The following is a 17397-nucleotide window of genomic DNA, read 5'->3' as shown; positions in this document are numbered from 1 at the left end:
GTCTAGAATGAACCCCCGAGCATCATCCAGGTCACGAGCGCGGCGACACCGATGAGCATTGCGAATGCGTAGTGGTAGAGATAGCCGGTCTGCAGCTTCACGACCCGCGCGGTTATGTCCCCCACGCGGGCGGAAATGCCGTCAGGACCGAGCCCGTCGATGACCTTGCCGTCGCCGGTCTTCCACAGAAAGCTGCCGAGCCGCATGGAGGGCTTCACGAAGAGGAAATCGTACAGCTCGTCGAAGTACCACTTGTTCAGGAGGAACTGGTACAGGCCGTGATGCTGCGCCGCGAGCTTCTTCGGCGTCTCCGGCGAGCGGATGTAGAACTGGTATGCCGTCAGGAAGCCGATGATCATCGCCGCGAAGGGCGCGAGCTTCACGAGGAATGGCACGTCGTGGAACTCGTGCAGGATGTGGTTCTCCGGCAGGATGAACAGTGCACCCTTCCAGAACGCGTCATGACCGTCGCCGATGAAGGCATCGTGGAACACGACGCCGGCGAACAGCGCACCGACGGCCAGCACGAAGAGCGGCACCAGCATGACGGGCGGCGATTCATGGACGTGATGCATCACGTCGGCTGACGCACGCGGCTTGCCGTGGAACGTCATGAAGATCAAGCGCCAGGAATAGAAGCTGGTGAAGACGGCCGCGATGACGAGAAGCGTGAAGGCAAAGCCCGCCATGGCATTGTGGCCCACGAACGCGCCTTCGATGATCGCGTCCTTCGAGAAGAAGCCTGCGGTGCCGATGATGGTCGCCGGAATGCCGACGCCCGTCAGCGCGATCGTGCCGATGATCATCATCCAGTAGGTCGCGGGGATCAGCTTTCGCAGGCCGCCCATGCGGCGCATGTCCTGTTCGTCGGAGACGGCATGGATGACCGATCCCGAGCCGAGGAACAGAAGCGCCTTGAAGAAGGCATGCGTGAACAGGTGGAAGATCGCCGCCGAATAGAAGCCGAGGCCGAGCGCCACGAACATGTAGCCGAGCTGCGAGCAGGTCGAATAGGCGATCACGCGCTTGATGTCGTTCTGGACGAGACCGACCGTCGCCGCGAAAATCGCGGTGAACGCGCCGACGAACGTCACGACCGTCAGAGCCGTGTGCGACAGCTCAAAGATCGGCGACAGGCGCGCCAGCATGAACACGCCGGCGGTCACCATCGTCGCAGCATGGATCAGCGCGGACACAGGCGTGGGGCCTTCCATCGCGTCCGGGAGCCAGGTGTGCAGCGGGACCTGCGCCGACTTGCCCATAGCGCCCATGAAGAGAAGCAGGCAGATGACGGTAACAGCACCGGCCTGCGTCAGCGACCAGCCGAGGAACTGGAACACGGCATCGCCGGACATTTCGGCGCCTTCGGCAGGAACCATCCCGGCGGCGCTGGCAAAGATCGTGTCGAAATTGACCGAGCCGAACAGAACGAAGACGCCGAACAGGCCGAGCAAGAAGCCGAAATCGCCGATGCGGTTGACGACGAAGGCCTTGATCGCGGCCGCGTTCGCGGAGGGCTTCTTGTACCAGAATCCGATCAACAGGTAGGACGCGAGGCCCACGCCTTCCCAGCCGAAGAACATCTGGACGAGATTGTCCGACGTCACCAGCATCAGCATGGCGAAAGTGAAGAGCGACAGATAGGCGAAGAAGCGCGGCCGATGCGGATCGTGATGCATGTATCCGATCGAATAGATGTGCACCAAGGCCGAAACGGTGTTCACCACGACCAGCATCACGACCGTCAGCGTGTCGATGCGCAGCGCCCAGGCGACGTCCAGCCCACCCGACTGGATGAAGCGCAAGACGGGAATCGTGAAGGCCTGGCCTTCACCGAAGGCGACCGTGAAGAACGCGACCCACGACAGGACCGCCGAGATCACGAGGAAGCCCGACGTCACATATTCGGACGCCTTCGCGCCGATCGAACGGCCGAAGAGGCCGGCGATGAGAAACCCGACAAGCGGAAGGAAGACGATCGCGTGATACATGATCCGCTTTAGCCCTTCATCATATTGACGTCTTCGACGTCGATCGAGCCGCGGTTGCGGAAGAAGACGACGAGAATTGCAAGTCCGATCGCAGCTTCTGCGGCTGCCACCGTGAGCACGAACAGGGCGAACACCTGGCCCACCATGTCGCCCAGCGCGGCCGAGAACGCCACGAAGTTGATGTTGACCGCGAGCAGGATGAGCTCGATCGACATCAGGATGACGATGACGTTCTTCCTGTTCAGGAAGATGCCGAACACGCCGAGCGTGAACAGGATCGCCGACAAGGTAAGAAAGTGCGCGATGCCGACTTCCATCATCAGATTCCCTTGCCCGTCTCGACCTTCTTCACCTCGATCGCGGTTGCCGGCGAGCGGCGCACCTGAGCCGAGATGTCCTGACGCTTGACGCCCGGCTTGTGGCGAAGCGTCAGCACGATCGCGCCGATCATCGCCACGAGCAGGATCAGGCCAGCGATCTGGAAGAAGTAGATGTAGTCCGTGTAGAGGATGTCACCGAGCGCGGCGGTGTTGTGCCGGTCTGCGAGTGCCGGGATCGGCCTTGCGATCTCGCTCGCAAGCTCCGGCGCGAAAGTGTAGCCGCCGAGCACGATCACAAGCTCAGCAGCCAGGATGAGCCCGACCAGCGCCCCGATCGGCGCATATTGAAGCGCGCCGCTCTTCAGTTCGGCAAAGTCCACGTCGAGCATCATGACGACGAACAGGAACAGCACGGCCACGGCGCCGACATAAACGACGAGGAGAATCATCGCGAGGAATTCGGCGCCCGTCAGCAGGAAAAGCCCCGCGGCGTTGAAGAACGTCAGGATCAGGTAGAGCACCGAATGCACGGGATTGCGCGCGGAGATGACCATGAAGGCCGCCGCCACCGCGATGAAGGCGAACAGATAGAAAAAGATCGCCTCAAGTCCTGTCAGCATGGGTTCCCCCGGTTCCTTTGAGAGCGGGCCTGGCCCTGCTCTCCGCTTCGGTTTCGGCCCCGCCTCCGGGCTATCCGAATCCGCGTGTCTCTTAGACGAGGCCCTGTGGCTCGTCCACCTTTGCGCGCCTTAACGGTAGGGCGCGTCGATTTCCATGTTGCGCGCGATCTCGCGCTCCCACCGATCGCCATTGGCGAGCAGCTTGTCCTTGTCGTAATAAAGCTCTTCGCGCGTCTCGGTCGCGAATTCGAAGTTCGGTCCTTCGACGATCGCGTCGACGGGGCACGCCTCCTGGCAGAACCCGCAATAGATGCACTTCACCATGTCGATGTCGTAGCGCACCGTGCGGCGCGTGCCGTCATTGCGGCGCGGACCGGCCTCGATAGTGATCGCCTGCGCCGGGCAGATCGCCTCGCACAGCTTACAGGCTATGCAGCGTTCTTCGCCATTGGGATAGCGGCGCAGCGCATGCTCGCCGCGGAAGCGCGGGCTGATCGGCCCCTTCTCATGGGGATAGTTGATCGTTTCCTTCGGCGCGAAGAACTGGCGCATCGAGAGGAAGAACGCACCGACGAACTCCTGCAACAGGAGCGATTTGGCGGCTTGCGCGAGAGCAGACATTGTCATTCTCCAGCAAAGAGCGGGCCGACGAACCAGCCCACGACCGGAAGCAGCGCGAACTGCGTCAGGCCGGTAATGTTGAGCACACGCTTCGTCTCGGGCAGGTCTACCCGGCTCGCGAGCATGCGCAGGAGTGTGAAATCGATCGTCGCGATCACCAGTCCAACCAGCGCGCCGATGAAAGCTGCAGACATCTCAGTAAACTCCACCGGCTTCGTAACCGATGGCCGCACCTACAAGTGCCCAAACCGGCACTACGAGGCCGAAGTAGAATACCCGTGGGCTGATCCGGCTGAATATCCGGCGTGCAAGCTGGGTCCCCGCCACTGTCGGCAACCGAAGAAGCGCAAGCATGCCCATCCCGCCGATACTTGCCAGACCGCCGCCGATGAAGGCACCCATCAATGCCGAGCCAGGCTTGGAGAGTTCGCTGAACAAGGAAATCTCCATCAAACGAGCTCCCAGACCTTGAGGACGGTTGCCGTGATGACGACCATGGCGAGCGAGATCGGCAGGAACACCTTCCAGCCCAGACGCATCAACTGGTCGTATCGATAGCGCGGCACGAAGGCCTTCACCATGGCGAACATGAAGAACACCATGCAGACCTTGAGCACGAACCAGATCACGCCCGGCACCCACGTGAACGGGGCGAAGTCGAACGGCGGCAGCCATCCGCCTAGGAACAGGATGGTCGTGAGCGCGCACATCAGCACGATGGCAACATACTCGCCCAGGAAGAACAGCAGGAACGGCGTCGAGGAGTATTCGATCATGTGGCCGGCGACGAGTTCGGACTCGGCCTCCACGAGATCGAAGGGCGGGCGGTTCGTCTCGGCCAGCGCCGAGATGAAGAAGATGATGAACATCGGGAACAGCGCCAGCCAGTGCCAATCCAGGAAGGAATTCGGCAGGCCCACGAGCGTTCCGAGACCGTCGCGCTGCGATAGCACGATGTCGGTGAGGTTGAGCGAACCGACCACCAGCAGCACAGTGACGATGACGAAGCCGATCGAGACTTCGTAGGACACCATCTGCGCGGCCGAACGCAGCGCGCCCATGAAGGGATATTTCGAGTTCGACGCCCAGCCGCCCATGATCACGCCGAACACTTCCAGCGAAGTGATCGCGAAGATGAACAGGATGCCGACATTGATGTTGGCGATCGCCCAGCCTTCGCTGACCGGAATGACGGCCCAGGCCGAAATCGCCAGAACGGCCGACACCAGCGGGGCCAGCAGGAACACGCCCTTGTTGGCGCCAGACGGAATGATCGGCTCCTTGAAGACGAACTTCAGCAGGTCGGCGAAGGCCTGCAAGGTGCCCCATGGACCCACGACGTTCGGGCCGCGGCGAAGCTGCACCGCCGCCCAGATCTTGCGGTCGGCGTAAAGCAGGTACGCGACGAGGATCAAGAGCACGACGATGAGCAGCACGGATTTGCCGAGGACGATCAGCGCAGGCAGCACATAATATGCGAAAAAGGAATCCATCAGTCCCGCCCCTACTCGGCCGCCTGCTTGAAGCCGCCCTTAGCCAGGGCCGAGCATTCGGCCATGACTGCGGAAGCCCGCGCGATCGGGTTCGTCAGATAGAAGTCTTTCACCGAAGACGCAAACGGTGCAGCGGAGAGCTTTCCGGTTTTCCTCACCAGAGACGCGATGGACGCGGCTTCGCCGGCAGCGATCTGGTCGATGGCCGCGAAATGCGGGAACTCGGCATAGAGTTTTCCACGAAGCTGCGGCAGCGAATCGAACGGCAGCTTGTGGCCGAGCACATCGGACAGCGCACGCAGGATCGCCCAGTCTTCCTTGGCGTCGCCCGGCGCGAAGCCGGCGCGGTTCGTCATCTGGACGCGGCCTTCGGTGTTGACGTAGGTGCCCGACTTCTCGGTGTAGGTCGCTCCCGGCAGGATGACGTCGGCGCGGTGCGCGCCGGCATCGCCGTGGCTGCCGATATAGACGGTGAACGCATCGCCGATCCGGCCCGTGTCGAACTCGTCGGCGCCGAGCAGGAAGAGCACGTCCAGCGCCCCCATCATCGTGCTCGCATCCTTGGCCCCCTCGCCCGGCACGAAGCCGAGGTCGAGGCCGCCGACGCGCGCGGCTGCCGTGTGCAGCACGGCAAAGCCGTTCCAATCGGCAGTCGTCGCGCCAACGTCGCCCGCGATCTTCGCGGCAAGCGAGAGCACGTCGGCACCGTCGGTACGCGCAAGCGCGCCCTGACCGACGATGATCATCGGGCGCTTTGCCTTCTTCAGCACGGACAGGAACTTGATCGATCCGTCTGCGAGCTGCTGGAGCGATTCCGGACCGGCACCGAGCATCTCGTAGTCGTAGCGCGTGTCGCCGATATCACCGATGACGCCGATCGGCATTCCGCCCATGCGCCAGCGCTTGCGAATGCGCGCATTCAGCAGCGACGCTTCGAAGCGCGGATTGGAACCGATGATCAGCACCGCATCGGCCTGCTCGATGCCGTCGATCGTCGGATTGAAGATGTAGCTCGAACGGCCGGCCTTGGGATCAAGCGCCGCGCCATCCTGGCGGCAGTCGATGTTCTGCGACCCGAGCAAACCCATCAGGGTCTTCAGCGCATACATTTCCTCGACGGTCGCGAGATCGCCCGCGATCGCACCGATGCGCTCGCCGGAGGTTTTCGATACCGCGTCGCGAATAGCGGCGAATGCCTCGGCCCAGCTCGCCGGCTGGAGCCTGCCGTCGCGGCGGATATACGGGCGGTCGAGACGCTGCGAGCGTAGGCCGTCCCAGATGAAGCGGGTCTTGTCGGAGATCCACTCCTCATTGATGCTTTCGTTGACGCGCGGCATGATGCGCATCACTTCACGGCCGCGCGAATCCACGCGGATGGCCGAGCCGACCGCATCCATCACGTCGATCGATTCCGTCTTCGTCAGTTCCCACGGACGCGCCTGGAAGGCATAGGGCTTGGACGTCAGCGCGCCCACCGGGCACAGGTCGATGACGTTGCCCTGAAGTTCCGACGTCATCGCGCTTTCGAGATAGGTGGTGATCTCGGCATCCTCGCCACGGCCGATCAGGCCGAGCTCGGAGATTCCAGCCACTTCCGTCGTGAACCTCACGCAGCGCGTGCAGTGGATGCAGCGAGTCATGATCGTCTTGACCAGCGGTCCGATATATTTGTCTTCGACCGCGCGCTTGTTCTCGTGATAGCGCGACGCGTCCACGCCAAACGCCATCGCCTGGTCCTGCAGGTCGCATTCGCCGCCCTGATCGCAGATCGGGCAGTCGAGCGGATGGTTGATCAGCAGGAACTCCATCACGCCTTCGCGGGCCTTCTTGACCATCGGCGTGTTGGTGAAAACCTCCGGCGGCTCGCCATTCGGCCCCGGACGCAGGTCGCGCACGCCCATGGCGCAGGATGCAGCCGGCTTGGGCGGCCCGCCCTTCACCTCGACAAGGCACATGCGGCAATTGCCGGCGATCGACAGCCGCTCGTGGAAGCAGAAGCGCGGCACTTCCGCGCCCGCCTCTTCCGCCGCCTGGAGCAGCGTGTAGTGATCGGGAACCTCGATCTCTTTGCCGTCGACTTTCAGTCTAGCCATTTCGCCTCAACCCCGCGGGTCAGCCCGCAATTCAAGCTTTTTGCGCGACGCATGAGCGCCGCATGCCGTTCAAATCCCGGACGTACCCGTCCCGTTCGCTTCGCCAAGCGTCTTCGCCTGCCCGACCCAGTCGTCGCGTCCGATACGGCCGGCGAAGCCCAGATGGTCGTCGAGCCAGGCAATCTCCGGGACGTCGAGCGCCGCGATCTGGCCGAATGTCCACAGGCCGAGCCCGTTCAGAACCGTCTCGAGTTTCGGGCCTATGCCCGCAATCCCCTTCAGATCGTCAGGTTTCGCAGGCGCGGCCGCTGCCTTGGGCTTGACCATCGTCGAGGTCGCCGCAACCGTTTCAGCCTTCACCGCCTTCGGTGCAGCCACGCGTGGCGCATTTGCGCGTTTTGCCTTCGCGGCTTTCGCCGCAGGCGCACGCACAAACTTCGATTCCGGCAGCGACGAAACGAGCGTCAGCTTCGCGGGCTTCGGGTCAGCAGGCGACGCGGCCGGCTCGAAGCTTCCGTCCATCAGACGCTGCGAGGCTTCAGCCGCCCCTGCCATCGCGCCCATCCACATGCCGAAGACGTGCCCCATCACGCCCAGACCAAGCGCGCCCATGGCAGCCGCGCCCGCGACCGGATGCGCGAGCAGGTTCGCCGCACCGGCGAACTCCTGCGGCATCGTGGCCTGATAGGCCTTCGTCATATCTTCGAACTGCTTCATGTCAGGCATCATTCCGTTGGGCATCGAAGGCTTGGACATGGATATTCCCCTTGCCGTTCCTGTGCGTCTGCCCTGCGTCAGGCCGTTTCCTGTTGGGCAGGCGATCCTGCCTCCGTGTTTCTATTCGGCAGCGACCAGCACCGGCTCGGCGCGGTGGCTGTTACGGGTGAACTCGTCGATGCGGCGCTCGATCTCGGGACGGAAGTGACGGATCAGGCCCTGGATCGGCCATGCCGCCGCATCACCCAGCGCACAGATCGTGTGGCCTTCCACCTGCTTGGTCACGTCGAGCAGCATGTCGATCTCGCGCTTCTGCGCCTCGCCGCGCACCAGACGTTCCATCACGCGCCACATCCAGCCGGTGCCTTCGCGGCATGGCGTGCACTGGCCGCAGCTCTCATGCTTGTAGAAGTAGGACAGCCGCGCGATCGCCTTCACGATGTCGGTCGATTTGTCCATCACGATCACCGCCGCCGTGCCGAGACCGGAGCGCAGATCGCGCAGCGAATCGAAGTCCATCGGCGTGTCGATGATCTGTTCGGCCGGAACCAGCGGAACGGACGAACCGCCCGGAATAACGGCGAGCAGATTGTCCCAGCCGCCGCGAATGCCGCCGCAATGCTTGTCGATCAACTCGCGGAACGGGATCGACATCGCCTCTTCGACCGTCGTCGGGTTGTTGACGTGGCCGGAGATGCAGAAGAGCTTGGTGCCGACATTGTTCGGACGGCCGAACGACGAGAACCACGACGCGCCGCGACGCAGGATCGTCGGCGCGACCGCGATCGACTCGACATTGTTGACGGTCGTCGGGCAGCCATAGAGGCCGACATTCGCCGGGAATGGCGGCTTCAGGCGCGGCTGGCCCTTCTTGCCCTCGAGGCTTTCCAGCAGCGCCGTTTCCTCGCCGCAGATATAGGCGCCCGCGCCGTGATGCACGTAGACGTCGAAATCCCACCCGTTGGTGTTGCCCTTGCCGAGCAGGCCGGCGTCATAGGCCTCGTCGATGGCGCGCTGGAGCGCCTCGCGCTCGCGGATGAACTCGCCGCGCACGTAGATATACGCTGTATGCGCGCCCATCGCGAAACCGGCGATCAGGCAGCCCTCGACCAGCGTATGCGGATCATGGCGCAGGATTTCGCGGTCCTTGCACGTGCCGGGTTCCGACTCGTCAGCGTTGACGACCAGATAATGCGGGCGGCCGTCGGTCTCCTTGGGCATGAACGACCATTTGAGACCGGTCGGGAAGCCGGCGCCACCGCGCCCGCGCAGTCCCGACGCCTTCATCTCGTTGATGATCCAGTCGCGCCCCTTGGCGATAAGCCCGGCCGTATCGTCCCAGTGTCCGCGACGCATCGCGCCGGCCAGCGACTTGTCGAAGCGGCCGTAGATGTTGGTGAAGATGCGGTCCTTGTCCTGCAGCATCACATGCTCCTCAACGCGGCTTCTTGCCGAAGACGCGGATGTATTCCGCTTCGCCGCCCTTTGCGAGCGCCTTCGCCTGCTTCACCCAGTCTTCCCGCTCGATACGGCCGTGGAAGCGCAAATATCCATCCACCCAATCACGCTCTGCCTTCTTCCACGACGCGACCTGCGCGTAGGTGTAGATGCCGAGCGAGTGCAGGATGCCCTCGATCTTCGGGCCAACGCCCGAGATGAGCTGGAGATCGTCCGGCGAGGCGGGCTTGTCCATGCCTGCCGGGCGGTTCTTGTCCGCGATCGATGCCGCTGGTGCAGCAGCGGCAGCGTTGTCGCGCGGCGCGTCGGGCGACGGCTTGCCGACGGGCGCAGGCTTGCTCGAACGTCCCGCGTTCGTGCCGGCGCCACGCGCGGCGCTTGCGCCGATGGCTTCATCGTCGAGCGTTCCCGGCGCACGGAAAGCCTTATCGTCGGCCGCCTTGCCGGAATGCTTGCGCTGCTTGACCGTCTTTTCGACCGAAGGCTCGGCCTGATCGGCGGCAGCCTTGTTCTCGGCGGGTGCCGCGACGCTCGCCGCGGCTTCCTTTTCAGGAGCGACCTTCACCTTGGACGGCGATTTGAGCGCCGGGTTCGTCTCCGGCGCATCGGTCCTCGGCTTGGCGGCCTGCGAAGGAGCGACGGCAGCGTCGGCCTGCGTGGCTGCGGCCTTCTGGTCGCGGCCGGCAGTCTTGGCCTGCTTGTCGCGGGTCGACTTCAACACCGCATTCTCATCCGACAGCGACGTCAGACCGGACATCGGGGCCGAATAGACACGACCATTCTGCGGGCCTGCCGGTACGCTGGAGCCACGGCCGGCATCGAACTCGTCGATGATCTGCTCAAGCCGCTCCGGCGTCAGATCCTCATAGGCGTCCTTGAAGATCATGACCATCGGCGCGTTCACGCACGCGCCCAGGCACTCCACTTCCTCCCAAGACAGCGTGCCCGAGGCATTGGTGTGGAACTGGTCGTGGTGGATTCTGGAGCGGCAGACATCCATCAACGCTTCCGAGCCGCGCAGCATGCACGGCGTCGTCCCGCAAACCTGGACGTGCGCCCGCGTGCCGACCGGCTTCAACTGGAACTGCGTGTAGAAGGTCGCGACCTCGAGAACCCGGATGTAGGGCATCTCAAGCATGTCGGCGACGTGCTCGATCGCCGACTTCGTGACCCAGCCATCCTGCTCTTGCGCACGCATGAGCAGCGGGATCACGGCTGATTGCTCGCGGCCCTTGGGGTACTTCTTGATCGTATTGCGTGCCCAGGTAACGTTCGCCTTGTTGAAGGCAAAGCTGGCTGGCTGGACGCTGGCTTCTGCGAGACGGCGGACTGACATCTTTAGCGGTCGACCTCACCAAACACGATATCGAGGGAGCCGAGCACCGCCGTCACGTCGGCGAGCAGATGGCCCCTGCACAGGAAATCCATCGCTTGAAGATGCGCGAAACCGGGCGCGCGCAGCTTGCAGCGATAGGGCTTGTTGGTCCCGTCGGACACGAGATAGACGCCGAATTCGCCCTTGGGCGCCTCGACAGCCGCGTAGACTTCGCCGGCCGGTACGCGATAACCCTCGGTGTAGAGCTTGAAATGATGGATCAGCGCTTCCATCGAGCGCTTCATCGCATCGCGCTTGGGCGGCACGACCTTGCCGTCCATGGTCGAGACCGGTCCGACCTTGTCCTTGCCGAGAAGGCGGTTGACGCACTGGCGCATGATCTCGGCCGACTGGCGCATCTCTTCCATGCGAATGAGATAGCGGTCGTAGCAGTCGCCGTTCTTGCCGATCGGAATGTCGAATTCCATCTCCGAGTAGCACTCGTAGGGCTGCGACTTGCGCAGATCCCACGCAGCACCCGAGCCACGCACCATCACGCCCGAGAAACCCCACGCCCAGGCGTCTTCCAGCGACACGATGCCGATATCGACGTTGCGCTGCTTGAAGATGCGGTTCGGCGTGAGCAGATTGTCGAGATCGTCGAGGGCTTTCAGGAACGGGTCGATCCATCTGCCGATGTCCTCGATGAGCTTCTCCGGCAGGTCCTGATGGACTCCGCCCGGCCGGAAATAAGCCGCATGCATACGCGAACCCGACGCGCGTTCGTAGAACACCATCAGCTTTTCGCGCTCGACGAAACCCCAGAGCGGCGGCGTAAGCGCGCCGACGTCCATGGCCTGCGTCGTGACATTCAGAATGTGGCTCATGATGCGGCCCATTTCCGCATAGAGCACGCGGATGAGCTGGCCACGGATCGGCACTTCGATGCCCAGCAGACGCTCCACCGCGATCGCGAAGGCGTGCTCCTGATTCATCGGCGCGCAATAATCGAGACGGTCGAGATAGGGAATCGCCTGGAGATACGTCTTGTTCTCCATCAGCTTCTCGGTGCCGCGATGCAAAAGGCCGATATGCGGATCGACGCGATCCACGACCTCGCCATCGAGCTCGAGCACAAGGCGCAAAACGCCGTGCGCGGCCGGATGCTGCGGTCCAAAGTTGATGTTGAAATTGCGGACGGATGTCTCGGCCATCTTAGCCTCAGTTCGGCTTGGCTTTTTCATCGCCGGGCAGCACGTAATCCGTGCCCTCCCATGGCGAGAGAAAATCGAAGTTGCGGAATTCCTGCTTGAGCTCCACCGGCTCGTAGACCACGCGCTTGATCTCGTCGTCGTAGCGAACCTCGACGAAACCTGTCAGCGGGAAGTCCTTGCGCAGCGGATGGCCCTCGAAACCGTAATCGGTCAAAAGACGGCGCAGATCCGGGTGACCTGTGAAGAGAATGCCGTAGAGATCATAGGCCTCGCGCTCAAACCAGTCGGCCCCCACATAGACGGCGGTCGCGGACGGGATCAGCGTGTCCTCGTCGGCCAGAACCTTCACCCGGATGCGCTGGTTCTGACGCGGCGACAGCAGGTGATAGACCACGTCGAAGCGCTTGACGCGCATCGGGTAATCGGCACCGCAGATGTCGATGATCGAAATGAACTGGCATTGGACGTCGTTCTTCAAGAACGTCAGCACGTCCACGATCGATGCGGCATCGACCGTCAGCGTCAGTTCGCCGAACGAGACGGATGCGCTTTCCAGCTTCGCGCCGAGGCGCTCGCCAATGTAGGAGGACAGGTCGTTGAGGGCTTCACTCATCGCGATTACCGTCTAGCGCTCGATCGTGCCCGTGCGGCGGATCTTCTTCTGCAGAAGAAGAATGCCGTAGAGCAGAGCTTCCGCCGTGGGCGGGCAGCCCGGCACGTAGATGTCGACCGGCACAACGCGGTCGCAGCCACGCACGACAGAATAGGAATAGTGATAGTAGCCGCCGCCATTGGCGCACGAACCCATAGAGATGACGTAGCGCGGCTCCGGCATCTGGTCGTAGACCTTGCGGAGTGCGGGCGCCATCTTGTTGGTCAGCGTGCCGGCGACGATCATGATGTCCGACTGGCGCGGAGACGCGCGCGGCGCGACGCCGAAGCGCTCGCTGTCATAGCGCGGCATCGAGGTGTGGATCATCTCGACCGCACAGCATGCAAGACCGAAGGTCATGAACATCAGCGAGCCAGAACGAGCCCACGTGATCAGCGCCTCGGACGAGGTGACGACAAAACCCTTGTCGGAGAGTTCGTCGTTGATGCCGCCGAAGAACGGATCGTCGTGGCCGACCGGCTTGCCGGTTCCCGGATCGATGATGCCCTTGGGGCGCGGCGCTATGAGCGTCGTGGAACCGTCGTTCAATCCCATTCCAGCGCTCCCTTTTTCCACTCGTAGACAAATCCGATCGTCAGCACGCCCAGGAACACCATCATGGACGAGAAGCCGAGCCAGCCGATTTCGCCGAAGGCCACCGCCCACGGGAACAGAAAGGCCACTTCGAGATCGAAGATGATGAAGAGGATGGCGACGAGATAGAAGCGGATGTCGAACTTCATGCGTGCGTCGTCGAAGGCGTTGAAGCCGCACTCATAGGCCGACAGCTTTTCCGGATCGGGATTGCGGTAGGCAACCAGGAAAGGCGCTGCGATCAGCGCCAGACCGACCACCAGGGCGACCCCGATGAAGATGACGATGGGAAGGTAGGAACTGAGAAGTTCGCTCATTATCCGTGTTCCGTTGGTCGCCGAACGATCCGACTATAGCATCGAACCATGGGGCGAAGCCGCGACAGATTATCCAGCCGAGGCTGGAGCGTCGTGGGTATGTTGCAACGCGGCGAGGGTTAGCGCAGCCAACCGGGCGAAGCAAGTCAAACATTGGCCATTTTGAAGCGGCTGCTTCCCCTTCCCTCGGGGCAGCCTCAGCGCCCGCCACAGTTGGAGGGTACGCCCCCTCTCACGGCTCCAAAGCGAGGCAGAACGGCGTGCCTTCATACGCGTCGGCACCGCGTCCAATCGCTTCGATCGCGGCCACCATGCGCCCTTCGCGGCCAAGAAGGAAGTCGGCATGACGGACCAGCCGCGCATTGGGCGTCGCAGACGGCGCCAGACGCCGAAGCGTCAGCGCCAGTTCGACCTCGTCGCGGTCCGGCGCCAGAGCCGCCGCGCTGATATAGGCGGCCGCCGTCGAACGGCTTATTCCGGCAAAACAGTTGATGACCAGCGGCGCCTCGCGATCCCAGTCGCGCACGAACTCCAGCAGAGTCGCGACATGGTCCTGTGACGGCGCGACCATGTCCGGCAGTTCCTGGACGATGTCGTTCATCGACAGGAACAGATGATTCGTGGCCAGGATGGACGCCGGACGCTCGAATGGCGTGCCGGCATTGAGAAGCGTCACCAGCCGCGCAGCACCGGCCAACTGGACGGTATCGGCCACCTTCGTCATGGAGCAAACGTAAATCATCGCATCGGCACCTCGGCTCAGTCGCGGGGCGATCTAGCATGTCGCGACCACACGCGAAACGCATCGGCGTGTGTGACCGTCATAGAATAGCGGCGATGAGAAACCAGAGTATCGCAGCGAGTTTTGCGATGAAGCCATACCGGTGGCTTTGCGCATCAACCGTGCGAAAGACACACGCGACGAGAAAGGTGTTCCACGGAATGGGGAGAAGAAATGCCGCGATGGCAAGCCAGGTCGGATAGCCCATTTCAAGGACGGCCAGCGATACGCCGAGCATCGCCAGGCTGATGAGTGTGGCAATTACCATCATGTCGCGCCAGAACAGCGTTCCGAATGGCGCGGTACCATTCCAGCGTGACGTCAGGAAGCCGTTGCTCCGGGCATGAGTTCGGCCCGAAACGGGCATCATGGCGGCATCGTCATGCACTGCGCAGGTCTCCGGACAGACTGCCTCATCGGCATTGCGAAAACTTAGACGACCGAACGCGCATATGTGCAAGCGGTACGAATGTCACAAGTTCCTAAAAGCTGCGTGGCGGCACGAAGAGGCAGAGCGTCGCGCCGTCCTGCTTGCCTTGCACGGAACATCGGTGAAACACACCGTCCGGTGACTTCCGCACTTTCCGAGACGTCATCGGGATGACCTCGCCGGTCACCTTGATGACATATCCCTCCGGGCCTTCAACGACATCGGCGTCGGCCACTTCGCGGCAATCGTAGTTCGAGCAGCATGCGAGCGGATATGTCCAGCCGCTCGGAGCGTCGTGCGCGCCGGCTGGATGCAGGACGAAAAGAACAAGGGTGCTGATGGCGCCGGCGCAGAGCGCCGCAGGAGGTCTCGCGTAGAACATGCCTGTTCTCCAGAGTTCACCCCCCTACGGAAAAAAGCTGCGCCCGCATGGTTAATGGACGGTTAACGATGTCGTCACGGAAATGTTGACCGTCGCGGCAGTCGAGCGGGAACCAATCGCCCGGCTCGACGCTTCGAAGCGATGGGGTTCCCGAGGAGACCGCAATGCTCGATCAGTCAGGTAGCGATCTGTCCGAACTGCGCGAGCCGTCGCGTGCGGCGGAAAGCGTCTCCCTCGTCTACTCGAGCGACGAGGAACCGGGGTTTCGTCGCAAACGCGCCGGACGCGGCTTTTTCTACGTGACGGCCAAGGGCGGCAAGCTGACCGACGCAAAGCACCTGCATCGCATCCGAATGCTCGCCATCCCGCCGGCATGGACGGACGTCTGGATCGCCGCGAACCCGGACGGCCACCTGCAAGCCACGGGCCGCGACGTCAAGGGCCGCAAGCAGTACCGCTATCATGAGCGTTGGGCCGCCTGCCGCGACGCCGTGAAATTTTCGGGCCTGGCGAGTTTTGCGGAGTCCCTGCCGACCCTGCGCGGCGCGGTGGATAGCGATCTGCGGCGCCGGGGCCTGCCATGCGAGCGCGTCATCGCCTCCGTCGTCTGGCTGCTGGACAACACGATGATCCGCGTCGGCAACGCCGCCTATGCGCGAGACAATGGAAGCTTCGGCCTGACCACGCTCAAATCCCGCCACCTCGAGATCGAGGGCGCAAAGCTGCGGTTCTCGTTCAAGGGCAAATCGGGCAAGGAATGGCGGCTCAAGCTGGTCGACCGCCGCATCGCCGGCGTGATGCGCTCGATACAGGAATTGCCCGGCCAGCATCTCTTCCAGTATCAGGATGAGGACGGCGATCGCCGCAGCGTCCGATCAGAGGACGTCAACGCCTATATTCGCGATGCGATCGGCGCTGAATTTTCCTCCAAGCATTTTCGCACCTGGGGCGGCACGGTTCATGCCGCAACGCTGCTGTCGACAACGCCCCTGCCCGAGACGAAAACCGCCCGAAACCGGACGCTGAATGGCGTGATCGATACCGTGGCGGCGAAACTCGGCAACACGCGCGCGGTCTGCCGCAGTTGCTACATCCACCCGGACATCCTCGATGCCTGGCAGGCCGGCAACCTCACTGACGAAATCGCCGCTGCCCGGCGCTCGTGGCGCAAATTGCCGGATGGGTTCGACGAGGAAGAGATGACCGTGCTGCGCTGGTTGCAGAGGTAGAGCATCGGACCGAAAAGTGGAATCCGGTTTTCGGGTTATTCCGATGCTCGAACCAGGAGAGAGAGATCAAGGGCATGGATTGCCGCGCTGCTGATGGATCGCGTCCACCGCTGCCTGCATTTCGCTCGTCCATTTCACGTCGGCCGAGGCGAGCGCCGTCTCGAGTTGGGCGATGCTCGTGGCGCCGATGATATTCGAAGCGACGAAAGGCTGATGCGTGACGAAGGCATTGGCGAACAGCGCCGGGTCCATGCCGAAGTCGCGGGCGCACTGGTTGTAGGCCTTGTGTGCATCGGCAGCGCCGGCGGTCTCGTAGCGCTGAAGCCGGTTGTAGAGCTGCTTGCGCGATCCTTCCGGCAAGGCGCCATCGTCGTACTTGCCGGTCAGATACCCCTGAGCCAGCGGCGAATAGGCAAGCAGGGAGACGTCCTCGCGATCGCTAACTTCCGCCAAATTCACCTCGAATGTCCTGTTGACGAGGTTGTAGGCATTCTGGAGCGACGCGACGCGCGGCCCTGCCCCGCGTTCCGCTTCCTTGACGAACGTCATGACGCCCCAGGCACTCTCGTTCGACAGGCCCAGATGCCTGATCTTACCTGCTTTCACGAGGTCTTCGAAAACGGCAAGCGTCTCGGCGATCGGGGTCTCGTCGTCTGCTCTTTTGGCCGGCCATTCCCCGATGCGGGTCGGGCTCGAACCCCACGGCACGAGCCGATCGGGGAAGTGGATCTGATAGAGATCGACGTGGTCGGTCTGCAATTTGGCCAGCGACTTGTCGATCGCATCCATGATGTCGGCGCGAACAAGCTTGGACGGACGGCCGCCCCGGAACCATTCGTTGGCCGTGCGCCCGACCACCTTGGTCGCGAGGATGACCTTGTCGCGGTTGCCGCGCTCCTTCATCCAGTTGCCGATGAAACGCTCGGTCGCCCCTTGCGTCTCCGCCTTTGGCGGGATCGGGTAGAGTTCGGCCGTATCGATGAAATTCACGCCACGATCGAGCGCCAGATCGAGCTGCGCATGGCCTTCGGCCTCCGTATTCTGCTCGCCGAAGGTCATCGTGCCGAGGCAGATCTTCGTAACGAACAAGTCGGTGCGGCCAAGCCTGCGCTTTTCCATGTGTGGTGCTCCATTCGCGGGGAATCATCGACGCGGACGCGTCGTTCGCCC

At 62.8% G+C, this 17397-nt stretch carries 20 protein-coding genes; 1 reads left to right on the top strand and 19 read right to left on the bottom strand.

What is annotated here, in order from left to right; genetic code table 11:
* Positions 1-2: 2 nt before the first annotated feature.
* The 18 genes from nuoL to AAFN55_RS10740 all read right to left on the bottom strand — a co-directional run bounded on the left by nuoL (position 3) and on the right by AAFN55_RS10740 (position 14998).
* Positions 3-1991 (bottom strand): NADH-quinone oxidoreductase subunit L, encoded by a 1989-nt coding sequence (gene nuoL / locus AAFN55_RS10825; RefSeq protein ID WP_347798847.1) that lies wholly within the window; start codon positions 1989-1991, stop codon positions 3-5.
* An 8-nt stretch (positions 1992-1999) separates the two neighbouring features.
* Positions 2000-2308 carry an NADH-quinone oxidoreductase subunit NuoK gene (gene nuoK, locus AAFN55_RS10820; protein WP_347798846.1) on the bottom strand — a complete coding sequence of 103 codons (309 nt, stop codon included), beginning with the start codon at positions 2306-2308 and terminating at the stop codon, positions 2000-2002.
* Positions 2309-2310: 2 nt separating this feature from the next.
* Positions 2311-2931, bottom strand: coding sequence for an NADH-quinone oxidoreductase subunit J (locus AAFN55_RS10815; protein ID WP_347798845.1), 621 nt, complete (start codon positions 2929-2931; stop codon positions 2311-2313).
* Between the two features lie 129 nt (positions 2932-3060).
* Positions 3061-3552 (bottom strand): NADH-quinone oxidoreductase subunit NuoI, encoded by a 492-nt coding sequence (nuoI, locus tag AAFN55_RS10810; RefSeq protein WP_347798844.1) that lies wholly within the window; start codon positions 3550-3552, stop codon positions 3061-3063.
* Between the two features lie 2 nt (positions 3553-3554).
* Positions 3555-3746, bottom strand: coding sequence for a hypothetical protein (locus AAFN55_RS10805; RefSeq protein ID WP_347798843.1), 192 nt, complete (start codon positions 3744-3746; stop codon positions 3555-3557).
* Between the two features lies 1 nt (position 3747).
* Positions 3748-4002 (bottom strand): hypothetical protein, encoded by a 255-nt coding sequence (locus tag AAFN55_RS10800; RefSeq protein WP_347798842.1) that lies wholly within the window; start codon positions 4000-4002, stop codon positions 3748-3750.
* The gene (gene nuoH, locus AAFN55_RS10795; protein ID WP_347798841.1) at positions 4002-5045 is read right to left on the bottom strand and encodes an NADH-quinone oxidoreductase subunit NuoH; all 1044 of its coding nucleotides are present in this window, start codon (positions 5043-5045) and stop codon (positions 4002-4004) included. The genes AAFN55_RS10800 and nuoH overlap by 1 nt, the downstream gene beginning before the upstream one ends.
* A gap of 11 nt (positions 5046-5056) precedes the next feature.
* Positions 5057-7138 (bottom strand): NADH-quinone oxidoreductase subunit NuoG, encoded by a 2082-nt coding sequence (gene nuoG, locus AAFN55_RS10790; protein ID WP_347798840.1) that lies wholly within the window; start codon positions 7136-7138, stop codon positions 5057-5059.
* A gap of 69 nt (positions 7139-7207) precedes the next feature.
* Positions 7208-7894, bottom strand: coding sequence for an NADH-ubiquinone dehydrogenase (locus tag AAFN55_RS10785; protein WP_347798839.1), 687 nt, complete (start codon positions 7892-7894; stop codon positions 7208-7210).
* A gap of 81 nt (positions 7895-7975) precedes the next feature.
* Complete coding sequence (nuoF, locus tag AAFN55_RS10780; protein ID WP_347798838.1) at positions 7976-9280, bottom strand: NADH-quinone oxidoreductase subunit NuoF; 1305 nt, start codon at positions 9278-9280, stop codon at positions 7976-7978.
* Positions 9281-9290: 10 nt separating this feature from the next.
* On the bottom strand, positions 9291-10649 hold the full coding sequence (locus AAFN55_RS10775) for an NADH-quinone oxidoreductase subunit E (protein WP_347798837.1): 1359 nt from the start codon (positions 10647-10649) through the stop codon (positions 9291-9293).
* A gap of 2 nt (positions 10650-10651) precedes the next feature.
* Entirely contained in the window at positions 10652-11842 is a 1191-nt protein-coding gene (locus AAFN55_RS10770) for an NADH-quinone oxidoreductase subunit D (protein WP_347798836.1), read from the bottom strand.
* Positions 11843-11849: 7 nt separating this feature from the next.
* A complete protein-coding gene (locus tag AAFN55_RS10765) occupies positions 11850-12455 on the bottom strand; it encodes an NADH-quinone oxidoreductase subunit C (protein ID WP_347798835.1) in 606 nt (201 codons plus the stop codon).
* Between the two features lie 12 nt (positions 12456-12467).
* Positions 12468-13049 carry an NADH-quinone oxidoreductase subunit B gene (locus tag AAFN55_RS10760; RefSeq protein ID WP_347798834.1) on the bottom strand — a complete coding sequence of 194 codons (582 nt, stop codon included), beginning with the start codon at positions 13047-13049 and terminating at the stop codon, positions 12468-12470.
* A complete protein-coding gene (locus tag AAFN55_RS10755) occupies positions 13040-13405 on the bottom strand; it encodes an NADH-quinone oxidoreductase subunit A (RefSeq protein WP_347798833.1) in 366 nt (121 codons plus the stop codon). Before AAFN55_RS10755 ends, AAFN55_RS10760 begins: the two co-directional genes overlap by 10 nt.
* Before the next feature lie 232 nt (positions 13406-13637).
* Positions 13638-14147, bottom strand: coding sequence for a protein-tyrosine phosphatase family protein (locus AAFN55_RS10750; protein WP_347798832.1), 510 nt, complete (start codon positions 14145-14147; stop codon positions 13638-13640).
* Positions 14148-14226: 79 nt separating this feature from the next.
* A complete protein-coding gene (locus AAFN55_RS10745) occupies positions 14227-14574 on the bottom strand; it encodes a hypothetical protein (protein WP_347798831.1) in 348 nt (115 codons plus the stop codon).
* 94 nt (positions 14575-14668) lie between these two features.
* Positions 14669-14998, bottom strand: coding sequence for a hypothetical protein (locus AAFN55_RS10740; RefSeq protein ID WP_347798830.1), 330 nt, complete (start codon positions 14996-14998; stop codon positions 14669-14671).
* Positions 14999-15162: 164 nt separating this feature from the next.
* Here AAFN55_RS10740 and AAFN55_RS10735 point away from each other — a divergent pair, with 164 nt between their 5' ends.
* The gene (locus tag AAFN55_RS10735; protein WP_347798829.1) at positions 15163-16227 is read left to right on the top strand and encodes a DNA topoisomerase IB; all 1065 of its coding nucleotides are present in this window, start codon (positions 15163-15165) and stop codon (positions 16225-16227) included.
* Positions 16228-16293: 66 nt separating this feature from the next.
* Here the strand turns inward: AAFN55_RS10735 and AAFN55_RS10730 are convergent, their stop codons facing one another.
* Positions 16294-17346, bottom strand: coding sequence for an aldo/keto reductase (locus AAFN55_RS10730; RefSeq protein ID WP_347798828.1), 1053 nt, complete (start codon positions 17344-17346; stop codon positions 16294-16296).
* Positions 17347-17397: the final 51 nt, after the last annotated feature.

This window comes from Mesorhizobium sp. CAU 1732 (genome assembly GCF_039888675.1).
Classification (GTDB): domain Bacteria; phylum Pseudomonadota; class Alphaproteobacteria; order Rhizobiales; family Rhizobiaceae; genus Aerobium.
The sequence above is the reverse complement of the archived record's forward strand: the minus strand, read 5'-3'. Positions and strand labels throughout refer to the sequence as shown.